Origin of the sequence: Leeia speluncae, from assembly GCF_020564625.1 — a bacterium.
Taxonomy (GTDB): domain Bacteria; phylum Pseudomonadota; class Gammaproteobacteria; order Burkholderiales; family Leeiaceae; genus Leeia; species Leeia speluncae.
Map to the genome: position 1 here is coordinate 387,243 of NZ_JAJBZT010000003.1, position 12,932 is coordinate 400,174.

The 12,932-nt window shown below is 45.0% G+C and carries 14 protein-coding genes; 7 read left to right on the forward strand and 7 right to left on the reverse strand.

What is annotated here, in order from left to right:
- Nucleotides 1-54 precede the first annotated feature (54 nt).
- Complete coding sequence (dksA, locus tag LIN78_RS07740; protein WP_227180198.1) at nucleotides 55-471, forward strand: RNA polymerase-binding protein DksA; 417 nt, start codon at nucleotides 55-57, stop codon at nucleotides 469-471.
- A 92-nt stretch (nucleotides 472-563) separates the two neighbouring features.
- Here the strand turns inward: dksA and ruvA are convergent, their stop codons facing one another.
- The 5 genes from ruvA to LIN78_RS07765 are packed head-to-tail and all read right to left on the reverse strand — an operon-like array spanning nucleotide 564 to nucleotide 6,552.
- Complete coding sequence (gene ruvA / locus LIN78_RS07745; RefSeq protein WP_227180200.1) at nucleotides 564-1,148, reverse strand: Holliday junction branch migration protein RuvA; 585 nt, start codon at nucleotides 1,146-1,148, stop codon at nucleotides 564-566.
- Nucleotides 1,145-1,924 carry a 16S rRNA (adenine(1518)-N(6)/adenine(1519)-N(6))-dimethyltransferase RsmA gene (rsmA, locus tag LIN78_RS07750; RefSeq protein ID WP_227180202.1) on the reverse strand — a complete coding sequence of 260 codons (780 nt, stop codon included), beginning with the start codon at nucleotides 1,922-1,924 and terminating at the stop codon, nucleotides 1,145-1,147. Before rsmA ends, ruvA begins: the two co-directional genes overlap by 4 nt.
- A 35-nt stretch (nucleotides 1,925-1,959) precedes the next feature.
- Nucleotides 1,960-2,940, reverse strand: a complete 981-nt coding sequence (pdxA, locus tag LIN78_RS07755) for a 4-hydroxythreonine-4-phosphate dehydrogenase PdxA (protein WP_227180251.1) — start codon at nucleotides 2,938-2,940, stop codon at nucleotides 1,960-1,962.
- A 15-nt stretch (nucleotides 2,941-2,955) separates the two neighbouring features.
- Nucleotides 2,956-4,257 (reverse strand): peptidylprolyl isomerase, encoded by a 1,302-nt coding sequence (locus LIN78_RS07760; RefSeq protein ID WP_227180204.1) that lies wholly within the window; start codon nucleotides 4,255-4,257, stop codon nucleotides 2,956-2,958.
- 57 nt (nucleotides 4,258-4,314) lie between these two features.
- Nucleotides 4,315-6,552, reverse strand: a complete 2,238-nt coding sequence (locus tag LIN78_RS07765) for an LPS-assembly protein LptD (RefSeq protein ID WP_227180206.1) — start codon at nucleotides 6,550-6,552, stop codon at nucleotides 4,315-4,317.
- Between the two features lie 45 nt (nucleotides 6,553-6,597).
- On the opposite strand from LIN78_RS07765, the gene LIN78_RS07770 reads away from it, so the two are divergent.
- From LIN78_RS07770 to ruvC, 3 genes are read left to right on the forward strand one after another with little or no spacing between them, the layout of a single operon-like run.
- A complete protein-coding gene (locus tag LIN78_RS07770) occupies nucleotides 6,598-7,650 on the forward strand; it encodes an aminoglycoside phosphotransferase family protein (RefSeq protein ID WP_227180208.1) in 1,053 nt (350 codons plus the stop codon).
- Nucleotides 7,650-8,375, forward strand: coding sequence for an N-acetylmuramate alpha-1-phosphate uridylyltransferase MurU (gene murU / locus LIN78_RS07775; protein WP_227180210.1), 726 nt, complete (start codon nucleotides 7,650-7,652; stop codon nucleotides 8,373-8,375). Before LIN78_RS07770 ends, murU begins: the two co-directional genes overlap by 1 nt.
- A complete protein-coding gene (ruvC, locus tag LIN78_RS07780; protein WP_227180212.1) occupies nucleotides 8,366-8,890 on the forward strand; it encodes a crossover junction endodeoxyribonuclease RuvC in 525 nt (174 codons plus the stop codon). The genes murU and ruvC overlap by 10 nt, the downstream gene beginning before the upstream one ends.
- A gap of 14 nt (nucleotides 8,891-8,904) precedes the next feature.
- Here the strand turns inward: ruvC and LIN78_RS07785 are convergent, their stop codons facing one another.
- Nucleotides 8,905-9,402 carry a flavodoxin family protein gene (locus LIN78_RS07785; RefSeq protein WP_227180214.1) on the reverse strand — a complete coding sequence of 166 codons (498 nt, stop codon included), beginning with the start codon at nucleotides 9,400-9,402 and terminating at the stop codon, nucleotides 8,905-8,907.
- Nucleotides 9,402-9,875: an EVE domain-containing protein gene (locus tag LIN78_RS07790; RefSeq protein WP_227180216.1), complete on the reverse strand. Its 474-nt coding sequence runs from the start codon at nucleotides 9,873-9,875 to the stop codon at nucleotides 9,402-9,404. The genes LIN78_RS07785 and LIN78_RS07790 overlap by 1 nt, the downstream gene beginning before the upstream one ends.
- Nucleotides 9,876-10,218: 343 nt before the next feature.
- On the opposite strand from LIN78_RS07790, the gene pssA reads away from it, so the two are divergent.
- The 3 genes from pssA to LIN78_RS07805 all read left to right on the forward strand — a co-directional run bounded on the left by pssA (nucleotide 10,219) and on the right by LIN78_RS07805 (nucleotide 12,928).
- Entirely contained in the window at nucleotides 10,219-10,983 is a 765-nt protein-coding gene (gene pssA, locus LIN78_RS07795; protein ID WP_227180218.1) for a CDP-diacylglycerol--serine O-phosphatidyltransferase, read from the forward strand.
- A 143-nt stretch (nucleotides 10,984-11,126) separates the two neighbouring features.
- On the forward strand, nucleotides 11,127-12,296 hold the full coding sequence (locus LIN78_RS07800; RefSeq protein ID WP_227180219.1) for a cation diffusion facilitator family transporter: 1,170 nt from the start codon (nucleotides 11,127-11,129) through the stop codon (nucleotides 12,294-12,296).
- 11 nt (nucleotides 12,297-12,307) lie between these two features.
- A complete protein-coding gene (locus LIN78_RS07805; RefSeq protein WP_227180220.1) occupies nucleotides 12,308-12,928 on the forward strand; it encodes a LysE family translocator in 621 nt (206 codons plus the stop codon).
- Nucleotides 12,929-12,932 lie beyond the last annotated feature (4 nt).

The window sequence follows — 12,932 nt, forward strand, 5'->3', positions numbered from 1 at the left end:
TTTACCCTATAACACTTCTTTATTTGTTGTGCAGCAACATGGACGGTAGAAAAGATGGAAAATCGCCCTTTGACAGAACAAGACATCCAGAACGATAACGGTGAAGACTACATGAACAGTCAGCATCTGGCGTTTTTCCGCCAGTACCTACTGAACATGAAGGCTCAGTTACTGGAAAATGCCAACGCGACCAGCCAGCACTTGCAAGAGCAAGAAGCAACTCCTGACCCTGCAGACCGTGCAACGTTGGAAGAAGAATACGCGCTGGAACTTCGCACCCGTGATCGTGAACGTAAACTACTGATCAAAATTGATCAAGCGATTAACCGTATCGATCAAGGTGAATACGGCTATTGCGAAGATACAGGAGAACCAATCGGCCTTAAGCGTTTGCTTGCTAGACCGACTGCGACACTCAGTATCGAAGCACAAGAACGCCGCGAGCGCTTAAAACGTCAGTACGCAGATTAATTCGTTTTTCTTCTGCAGTACCAATAAAAAACGGGCATTTAAATGCCCGTTTTTTATTGGTACTGCAGTGATAACAAAGATTCAATCCAGCATTACACTCTTGCCAAGTGTTTTAACGCGAGTCGAATTCCATCCTCAACAGAGCTACCTTCAGGTAATGCTTTCACCGCTAAACAGGCCTCTTTTTCAGAGTAACCCAGCGCCACAAGCGCTTGGCTAACTTCATCACTGGCACTAACGACTGGCGCAATAATACCTGGCAACAACGGTTCGGCGATGGAAATCTTGCCGCCAAGTTCAAGTAGCAAACGTTCTGCAGTCTTTTTGCCAATACCCGGTACTTTCGCCAACCTTGCCGCATCTGCATTGGCAATCACCAATGCAAACTCTTTAACCGACATACCAGAGAGTACCGCTAATGCTAAACGTGGGCCAACACCACTCACCTTCAGTAACTTGCGGAAAACCTCCCGCTCATCTTTTGAGGCAAACCCGAATAACAGATGCGCGTCTTCACGAATCACGGTATGGATAAATAGCTTTACTGCACCGCCTGCAGGAGGTAAGTCATAGAAGGTGCTCATTGGCACATCTACTTCATAACCTACATCACCAGCTAACAATAAAATAGCCGGCGGTGCTTTTTCTAAGATAACACCCTGTAGATAACCAATCATGCTTGTTCTCTGTTAGCAAATACGGTTGCAAGCCCAATAAATTGTTCCACACTGAGGCTTTCCGCCCTTGCTTGAGGGTCAATGCCAGACTGAGACAATTCTTCTGCCGTAAATAGACCAGAAAGCGTATTTCTCAGCGTCTTTCTTCTTTGCGCAAATGCAGCGGTCACTACCCTATTGAGCGCTTTCTCAACGCTTGCACTTAAGGTCAGATCCTCGCGTGGAATTAATCTCACGACGGCTGAATTCACTTTAGGTGGAGGGTTAAAGGATTCTGGAGGTACATCTAACAACCACTCTAAATGAAAGCGATATTGCAACATCACGGTTAGACGACCATAGTCTGCCGTATTTGGCTCTGCCACCATCCGATCAACCACTTCTTTTTGCAACATGAAGTGCATATCCGTGATATTCGAACGATAATCCGCCAAATGGAAAAGTAGTGGCGAGGAAATGTTATACGGAAGATTACCAACAATTCTGAGCTTTTCGCCCAATGTGGAAAAATCGAACTTCAACGCATCAATCGAGTGAATCGATAATTTCTCAGCCGGAAATTGCCTGCTTAAGCGAGACACAATGTCGCGGTCAATTTCAACCACATGCAAATGGTTCAAGCGATCGGATAATGGCTTGGTAATAGCAGCCAACCCTGGGCCAATCTCAACTACATTGTCACTAACTTTCGGGTTCACACTACGAACGATTGAATCGATAATACTATTATCGATCAAAAAATTCTGACCAAACCGTTTACGGGGAATATGCTGCATCGTTACTTCCAAATAAAAACTTTACGACTTAAAAATTAGCGCATCTGTCGATTAGCATTTGCCATTTCAGACGCATAGCGAATCGCCTCTAGCAAACTGCCTTCATCCGCAATGCCTTTTCCCGCCAAATCTAGCGCCGTACCATGGTCGACAGAAGTACGAACAATTGGCAATCCAAGCGTGATATTGACACCCTTACCAAAACTAGCAAATTTCAGTACAGGCAAACCTTGGTCATGGAACATCGACAATACCGCATCGGCACTTTCAAGGTACTTCGGTTGAAACAGGGTATCAGCAGGCAGTGGTCCAATGAGTTGCAACCCATGCATTCTTAGCCGATCAAGGACAGGCTCAATGACATCAATTTCTTCACGTCCCATATGGCCAGACTCGCCCGCATGGGGATTCAAGCCGGCAACCAATATTCGCGGCTCGACAATGCCAAACCATTTCTTCAAATCATGATTTAGAATGGTTAAGACACGCTCAAGTAGTTCTGGTGTTAACGCATCACTAACATCAGCAAGCGGTAAGTGAGTTGTCGCCAACGCCACTTTCAGGCCGCCACCAGCCAGCATCATCACAACTTGCTCAGTATCCGTATGCTCAGCCAAGTATTCGGTATGTCCGGTAAACGGAATGCCGGCATCGTTAATGACCCCTTTATGAACGGGCGCAGTCACCACGCCAGCAAAGTCTTTATCTAAGCAGCCTTTAATTGCCACATCTAGCATACGCAAAACATGCGATGCATTATTTGCATTTAATTCACCTGGCCTTACATCACCTGCGCACGGCACATGCAAAAAGGAAATCAAAGGTTTCTTTGTGACATCCCATTCGGGCACATCAAAAGACAAACCGAGCATCTTCGCTCGGTTTGCAAATACTTGCCGATCACCAAGAATCACCAATGGTTGCTGCAGCAATTTATTTTGAGCAGCAATTTTTATACAGAGATCGGGGCCGATACCAGCAGGCTCGCCACTTGTAATAGCAAGTGGCTTTAACAATTCATCCAACAAGGATTACTCCTCATCCAAATGAACTTCAACGTATGCTTGATCTCTTTGCTGACGCACCCAGCTATCGTAGGCTTCGTCAGCTTTTTTAGCCCGCAATGCCATACGCGCTTCTAAACGTGCTTTCTCGCCAGAAACGTCCTGTTGGCGACGCTCATCCACTTTGATTAAATGCCAACCAAACTGGGTTCTCACTAAACCACTGGTTTCACCTGGCTTAAGCGCATTCATTGCTTTCTCAAACTCTGGTACGGTATCGCCTTGATTTAACCAGCCCAAGTCACCACCATTATTTGCACTCGCATCTTCAGAATGCAAACGAGCCAACTCTTCGAATTTTGCTCCGTTGTCTAAGCGCTCTTTAATCGCCATTAAACGTGCTTTTGCATCCGCTTCAGACACTGCTTCATTCGTTTTAATTAAGATGTGATGCGCATGGGTTTGTTCAACCATTTGTGCACCGCCCTGTTGGCGTTTGTCGTGTACCAACACGATATGAAAACCATTTGGTGTTTTTAACACGCCAGTAAACTGGCCTTTATCCAGTTTACTAATGGCATTCAAGTAAATATCAGGCAATCGATTACCTTGACGCCATCCTAATTGCCCTGCCTGCATGGCATTATTGGCATTAGAATATGCAGCAGCCACTTCAGCAAAAGATTTGCCTGCTTTTAACTCTTTTAATGCCGCCTCTGCTTTCGCTTGTTTAGCCGCCATTTCGTCAGCACTTGCTTGCTCAGGAACTGCAATCACAATATTCTGTAATTCGTACTCAACCGTCTGGTCCGCAGCTTGACCTTGCAAGGCAAGGTAATTATCGACTTCTGCATCACTCACTTGCACGCGGCTATCTACTTCGCTTTCTCTGACTCGATCAATTAAAATCTCGCGTCGGATATCCTCGCGAAATTTTTCAAAAACAATCCCTTCTTTAGAAATTGCCTCTTTTAATTGCTCAAGTGTCATTTTGTTTTGATCGGCAATTCGATTCATTGCAGCATCTAATTGAGCATCATCCACTTTGACACCATTATCACGTGCCAGTTGAAGCTGAACTTCGTCGGTAATCATTCGATCAAGCAATTGTTGTTTCAGCACTTTTTCAGAAGGAGGTGTTACCCCTTGCTGCTTCAAGTTTGCCAGTGTGACTTGTAAACGCGCATTTAACTCATGCTCGGTAATCACATTTTTATTCACGACTGCAACAATACGATCCAAAGCAATTGGCTGCGCGGCAAAAGATGGCGCAACGGCTCCAGACAACATAATACCTGCGATCAATAATGCAATTGGTTTACGAATCATCGAATTAAAACCCTTTTAAAATTTACAAACAGGTTGTTTCCCATCACACATGCGAGATCAATTACCTGCTTTTTCTAACTCCTGACTTGTTTGGAAGCCAGAAATTTTTTCTCTTAATACAGACAATGGATTGGAGCCAACACGCGCTAGATCGTTCATTTCTAGCTGAATATAGAAAGCATTATTACGCTGGCTACTACTTGTCACATACCGCTGAGCCACCAGTCTTAGCGCCCAACATCCTGCGTTATATTCTAATCCGCCCAAAACCTCTAGTGGTTTACGGTCTTTTACAGAGTAATTCCACCGTCCGACCGCATACCAACCATTTCCAAGCGGCCATTGGCCAGAGATATCAAACTGTTTGAAATGATCACTTTCACTACTTGGCGTAATGTCGTATCGATAGCCTAGGTTAATCACTTTTCCTGGCGCTGGACGATACTGCAAATCCAAACTCGCTTTTTGCGTCTTTAGTTTTTCAGGATTGACTTGCCAAGCAAGTGAGCCATGCCACTTATCCGACAATTGCGCATCGACACCCGCCAAAACATCTGAACTACGTTCGGTGATCGGTACATTGTCTAATGTTACACGCTGAGTTTTACGGAAATAGTAGCGCTGACCAATCGCAAATCGAGCAGTTTCTTCACCAGATAGCGGATCAATCAATCGCGAGGTAACTGCGGCAGTTAATTGATTCGCCTCATTGATCCGATCGCTACCGGTGTAGCGATTTTCAGAAAATAGCTGACTAAAGCTAAAGTCAGCTTCTGCCGTATCAAAGTTTGGCAAATTTGACTGATCACGATAAGGAATGTTGACGTAAAAAAGCCTTGGCTCGAGCGTTTGAGTACTTGTACGTCCAAACCAGTTGGCTTCACGCTCAAAGTAGAGCCCACTATCCAAGCTCAGAATAGGCACAGTACGGGTGGCGTTTGAAATACCTAGCGTATTATTGTCAGACGACAAGCTATATCGTGTCGCATGAACGGCCACTTTTGGCGTGAAATAGGCATATTGTGATGAAATAGGAATCGACAGGGATGGGTTCACCACTAGTCGACGGCCATTCACTTTTGTTGGGTGTGAGAACGCTGTAAAGTCCGCTGCCAAATTGAAATCGGTAACGCCAACATCTGGCTTATACCAATTCAATGATAGCTGCGGCATTTTGGCGTAAGGAGGATCGATACTATTTTCATCATCCTGCAATGTTTGATACTTCAGCGTCCGTGCGGTTAACGTCAGACCGTTTTCACTTTTTGTAATCCACATCTCACGAGGCAAGTTCGTGGTAGAAGTAACGGACAATTTATCACTTAAGTCATCGAAATATTTTCGGTCTGACACTTTTTCGGCATTAATACCAAACTGCCAGCCATTGATACTTTGTAAATGATTAAATTTAAAACCGTATCTATTCCGATCGACCTCTTTGTCATTTGCCAAGTATTCGGCGCGTACCACACCAGAATAGCTAGGCTCTAGATATCGAAACTCACCTTGAAGCTGTAGTCCACGCTTTGTAATTAGCCGAGGAGTAATCGTTGCATCTCGGTTTGGCGCGATATTCCAATAATAAGGAACTGCTAGCTCTGCACCGGTGGTATTTGACGTTCTAAATGAAGGCGTTAGCCATCCCGATTTACGACTGCCATCTAAGGTAAAGTCCATCCATGGGAAGTAAAAGATCGGCGCGCCTTTAAAATACATTTGCGCATGCGTACCTTCACCAACGTTACGAGTGTAATCGAGAGACAGGCTCGACATTTTGACATACCAATCCGAATCAGGATTAATACAAGTCGAATAGGTAGCGTTTTGGAATCGATATAAATCCTTACCTTCGAAGTAAAGATTATCGGCCTTTCCTTTTGCCCCTCGGCTAGCTAACTCGTACTCAGGGGACTCGAAGACGCCCTCACCTGTTGCCTGATTTAAGCGAAAGGCAGGACCAGACATCGTGTCGCCATGCTGCTCGAACACCACATTGCCTTTTGCATTCAGGTCATTCCCATTGTCTTTGACAGACAGCCAATCGGCCTTTAAAACTTGGTCGCCTCGATAGACTTCGACCTTACCTTCTGCTTCAAGATCGTTATTACCAGAACCTTGCAGCTTATCAGCATTAACAAAAGTGGGGGCTTCTTCATTTTTCTGACTAGTCGATAATGAAGGGCTCAAAGATAACGCATCGATGTCTACAAGTTCTTGCTGTAGTTCATCATCGGCCCACACTGGTAGGCTAAATGCAGTCAAAATGGCGAGAGTAAGTGGTTTTAGTTGCGGCATTGAAAACACAGTTGCGGCAAAATGTTAGAATCTCGCAACTTTACCATGTTTAACTCAAAGCCAACACCGGCAGGCAGACAAAATACCATGACAGACGCAAGTAATTTGCAAAGAGAAGCGGCTTTAAAAACCTGGATCGATCAATACTACCCAGAAAGTAGCCAGACCTTAGCACCCGCATCTGCAGATGCTAGCTTTCGTAGCTATTATCGAATTCAAACGCCAAATGGCTCCAAGATTGTAATGGATGCACCGCCAGCATTAGAAAACAGCACCCCATTTGTAGAAATTGGGCGTCAACTAGCCGCTAGTGATGTACTCGTTCCACACATAGAACAAGTCGACTTAGCGCAAGGCTTTATGCTGCTAAGCGATCTGGGCAACACTCATTACCAAGACATATTATCTTCTGAAAGTGCGCGAGTACTGTATGAAGATGCTTGGAATGCACTCATTAAGATGCAAAAACTAGATGCATCTCAACTGCCAAAATTTTCGCCATCGCATATGGCGATGGAAATGGATTTATTTGATGAGTGGTTTGTGGGCGTTCATTTAAAAGCCACGCTGACAGTTCGTCACCGCCAATGGTTAAAAGAAGTCAAATTGGCTTTAATTAATAATCTATCGAATCAACCGCAAGTCTTTATGCACAGAGATTTCCATTGCCGTAATCTCATGTTTGCGGCGAATAACAATCCTGCAGTTATCGACTTTCAAGGCGCAATGGAAGGCCCTATCAGTTACGATTTGGCATCACTGCTGAAAGATGCTTATATTGACTGGTCAGAAGAAGAATTGCTCGACTGGACGATTCGTTATTGGGCATCTGCTCGTAAGGCTGGCTTACCACTTTCAAGCGACTTTGATAGCTTCTATCAAGACTTTGAATGGGCAGGCGTCCAGCGCCATTTAAAAGTGGTAGGCATTTTTGCTCGTCTTGCTCACAGAGATAACAAACCAAACTATTTAAACGACCTACCACGCGTACTGAATTATCTGGAGAAAACAACTCGCCGTTACAGAGCACTCGCACCGATTGCAAAAATCTTAGATGATTTGCAAGATAAATCTGTACAAGTTGGATATACATTTTAATGAATAGCACCATCTCAGCGGCAATGATTTTAGCAGCGGGGCGCGGAGAACGGATGCGCCCGTTAACGGACCATACGCCAAAACCCCTATTACAAGTAGGTAGCCAACCGCTTATCGGCTGGCATCTAAAACACATTCGCCAGACAGGTATTCGATCTGTCGTCATTAATCATGCGCATTTGGGCGAGAAAATTGAAGACTCGCTCAAATCAGGCGAAGCCTTCGATGTAAAGATTCGATACTCCGCAGAAGGGACTGCATTGGAAACGGCCGGAGGGATCTCCAAAGCGCTGCCTTTTCTAAGTCCAGACTTTTCCAGCCCCTTCTTGGTCGTGAATGGTGATGTGCTAGCCGACTTGCCTCTTCAGGATATGCTACTCCGTGCATCAGAAGCCTTTACTCAAGGCGCTTTCGCCTATTTGGTGCTCGTCCCCAACCCAGCGCATAACCCCAATGGTGACTTTTCACTGGCGGAAAACAAAGTTGGCAATGATGAAGCCAACCGCCTGACTTTTTCTGGTATTGGGGTATATCACCCTGCTCTATTTAAAGAGGTAGAAGTCAATCAACCAGCCAAACTTGGCCCGCTTTTAAAATCCGCAGCGAAGGCTGGAGGGGTATTTGGTGAGCGTTTTGATGGGACATGGATTGATGTAGGCACCCCTAGCCGTCTAGAAGATGCAAGGAACTGGGTCAGCCAGAATTGGGACGCCACATGCAAGTAAAGCGCATTTTGGGGATTGACCCAGGCTTAAGAGTCACCGGCTTTGGATTAATAGATCAGGCGGGACAGCAATTCGCTTATGTTCAGAGCGGCTGTATTAAAAGTGGTGAAGGCGAATTACCACAAAGGTTAAAAGTGATTTTCGATAGCATCGGCGAAATCATTAATACATATAAACCTGACCTAGCGGTGATTGAAAAAGTATTTGTGAACGTCAATCCACAATCTACGCTGCTATTAGGGCAAGCCCGTGGTGCCGCGATTAGTGCCATGGTTGCTAGGGATATCCCCGTTGCAGAATATACGGCATTACAAATTAAACAAGCGGTGGTTGGCAATGGTCATGCGGCAAAAGAGCAAGTGCAAGAAATGGTGAAACGCCTGCTGCAGTTACCTGCCGTACCGCAAGCGGATGCAGCTGATGCACTCGCTGCCGCCATTTGCCATGCTCACGGTGGCCACTTAGGTAAATTTGCCACTAGTGGCTATCGGGTCAAGCATGGTCGCTTAGTTTAAGCGAGGGATTATTTTTAGAAGATACCGGCAGCTAAACCTTCTGCAAATAATTGACCAACATTACGTGCATCTTCCAATTGATGAGGGGATAACGTTTTTTTAGCCAGTAGGTCATCTACAGATGAAATACCTTGCTTAACCAAGTGGATTGGCGCAATCCACTTTACCCGCCATCCGGTAAGAATTTTTTCCATCTGTTTGACCGTCATCGCACCATCATTTCCAGCCACCACAACAGCTAGTGTTGCTTTACCTTGCATGCGTTCGATTAGTGGGTAATACGCACGGTCAAAGAACAATTTCATGCCCCCAGACATAGACCCTAGCAACTCTGGACATGCAAAGACCACCCCATCCGCAGTTGGCAAACGCATCCAATCCACTTCATTGGCTTTAATGACATTCACCCACACCTTGTCACAGGCACTTGCTCCCCCTTTAAATGCATGCACCCAGCTTTCTGTTGCACCGGTGTTCGAGTCATAGACAATCCATAATTGGCGACTAGGCATCATGCCCCCGCTGAAAAGCCAATTTTTTCAGCAATATACTGCCAGTCAATTTCGCTGACTGGTGTAATGGATAAACGATTGCCTCTTTTTAACACCAACATGTCAGATAAGAGAGGGTCTTCTTTCATTTTCGAAAGCGATAAAAACGTTGTTTTGGAAACAAACTGCACATCTACATGCACCCAACGCGGATTCTCCTGCGTTGATTTCGGGTCGTAGTATTTAGAAGTCACGTCAAATTGCGTGGCATCTGGGTAGGCTGTTGAACTCACTTTCGCTATGCCAGCGATGCCAGGCTCTTCACAGCTGGAATGATAAAACAAGACCAAATCACCCACTTGCATTTGATCTCTCATGAAATTCCTAGCCTGATAGTTTCTTACGCCAAACCAAGGAAATGCAGCCTGTGGCGAAGCTGCTAAATGATCAATGCCGACTTCATCGGGCTCTGATTTCATCAACCAATACTTCATCTTCCATTTGCTCTTTGAATTCATACCAATTCATTATGAAGAATTTAATCAAAATTTCACAGTCAAACGATCTACTAGTAAAGAAGCCACATTCCTTGAATCCACAGATTGAGTTAAGATATCAGCAAGATGAAAAAGTGAAATCCATTCACAAAATGGTCTACGGTCAAATTGCCGTTAATTTTTTCGTCAGCGAGATTGGCTAACTCGGCGTTATGGCTAAGACAGCACAAAAAATAATGAGAAAAGTTGGACGCAGTTAGATAGGCATTGCAGCAATCATCGCAATTCGTCATTACGTAGAGATTCCCCGCTAGGGAAAATCTAAGCAACCGAGGTATTCATGTCAGATAATCATCCGGCAAAAACGCCGTTGAATGAGCGCATTCGCAAACAAGGGATCTATTTACTCCCGAACTCATTCACTACCGCAGCATTATTTGGTGGTTTTTACGCAATTGTTCAAGCGATGAATGGCAAATTTGAACATGCTGCTATCGCGATTTTTATTTCAATGGTTTTAGATGGACTAGACGGTAGAGTCGCCCGTCTTACTCATACACAAAGTGATTTTGGCGGCGAATATGACTCCCTGTCCGACATGGTGTCATTTGGTGTTGCACCTGCACTAGTGATGTATCAGTGGGCGCTACAGCCGCTACATAAAATTGGCTGGATGGTCGCGTTTATTTATGCCGTTTGCGCGGCATTGCGTTTAGCCCGTTTTAATACACAAATTGGTATTGCGGATAAGCGCTGGTTTACAGGCTTGCCAAGCCCTGCTGCTGCTGCATTAGTCGCTGGCGCGGTTTGGATTTCGAATGACCTAGCCTTATCACCGGCTGAATATCCTGCACTACGATGGGTTGCATTAGTGTTTACACTATTTGCTGGCATTACGATGGTGACAAATGTCCGTTTCTGGAGCTTTAAAGAGCTAGGAATGCGTAAGAGCGTGCCTTTTTTTGCACTACTCATTTTAGTAGGGATTATTCTATTCCTTGTATCGTATCCACCAGGCGTCTTGTTTGGTATGTTTGTCATTTACTCACTTTCGGGCTACGTGATTACCGCTTGGTTATGGTTAAAGAACCGTAAGCAACAATAAGCCAATTGATGTAATGAAACAAAAAGCATGAAATCCATGTCGGTTTCATGCTTTTTTGTTTTAGGTGCTTGCAAAGAAACTGCACCTCTATAAAAATTAGTTGATATTCTTCACCAAACCGAAATAAAGCAACTCCTTCTATTATGGCTACTATCAATAAAGAAAATTACTCAGCGTCACTCTCTGAAGAGCGACAAAGAGTCGCCTCGAAGACCACGTGGATTAGTGTCATTATCAATCTGGTACTAACCATCCTTCAGGTTGGAGTTGGCTTTTTTGCCAAATCACAAGCCTTGATTGCAGATGGTTTACATTCCCTATCAGATTTGGTGGCAGATTTTGTTGTTCTATTTGCTAACAAACATAGCCACCAAGCACCTGATGAAGACCATCATTATGGACATGCGAGATATGAAACCGTTGCATCACTTTGGCTAGGTGTCATCTTATTGGTGGTAGGTATTGGGATGCTCTGGCGCGCAGGCGAAAAACTTGCGATGCCATCTACCGCACAGAGTGTCCATGCGGCCGCACTTTGGGTAGCATGTTTTACGCTCGTGGCAAAAGAAGGCTTGTTTAGGTACATGCTGAAAGAAGCAGAAAGGGTTAAATCCTCTATGCTAGTTGCCAATGCCTGGCACGCCCGTTCAGATGCAGCATCATCATTAGTAGTTGCATTAGGTATTGGTGGTAATTTATTAGGCTACACCTTCTTAGATGCACTTGCTGCGGCCATTGTTGGCTTTATGGTGGCACATATGGGCTGGAAATTTGGCTGGGAAGCACTTCAAGACCTCAGTGATGCGGCGCCTGATGCGGAAGTGGTAAAAGCCATTGAGAAAAGCCTTGAACATACAGCGGGGGTAAGAGGTGTTCATGAGTTAAGAACGCGAAAAATGGGCGATATGGTGTTAGTGGACGCTCACGTGTTGGTCAACCCGACAATTAGTGTGTCTGAAGGTCATTTCATTGCAGAGCAGGCACGACGCAATGTGCTATCCAATGCGACTGTGTTAGACGTACTGGTGCACGTTGACCCAGAAGATGATTTAGATGCCCGTAAAAGTGCAGGACTACCAGATCGCCAACGTGTGGTCGCGACCTTATTGCCACACCTACCCACCAATCAACTACGCGAAGAGCAACTAGTCTTGCATTACTTAGATGGCCAAATCGAAATGGATTTGTTTATTGAAGCGAAAGACCAGTTTACAGAGGAAGAGGTTCAACAATTAACCACCGCGCTTGCCCTGCTCACAAAAACGACCGCACACATCCGAGACATTCGTATTCATCACGCAGTGCATTCCTAAAAGGTAATCCAATGCCAGATATTTGGATGTTTTTAGTTAGTGCAGCCATTGTGACCATCGCACCAGGTCCAGATAATCTCTATGTGTTAACGAGAGGTATTAGCCAAGGAAAAAAAGCAGCGATTGCGGCAGCACTTGGCTTTGCTACAGGTTGCTTATGGCACACATTGCTAGCGGCAATCGGCGTTGCTGCGCTGATTAAGCAATCCGAGATGGCATTTAATCTGATTAAATTCGCCGGTGCAGGTTATTTATGTTATATCGGCTTTCGGGCTTTAACTGGTAAGAGCCAAATTAGTCTGAACAAAGATGGGGCCCAATTAGCCATGTGGCCGATATTTAAGCAAAGCATTATTGCCAATATGCTGAATCCGAAAGTGACCTTGTTTTTTATTGCCTTTCTACCGCAGTTTGTCAACGTATCTCAAGGCAATGTACCTGTTCAGCTTAGTATTTTGGGCTTGCTATTCATGCTCCAAACCGCGGTAATATTTGGCCTAGTAGGGCTTTGCGCCGGCCGTTTGGGCAGTTACTTGCAAAAATCACCTAAAATTGCAGGCCAACTCGATAAATTTGCCGGTTGTACCTTTATTGGTCTAGGCATTCGCGTTGCATTGCAAACGCAAAAGTAATTTT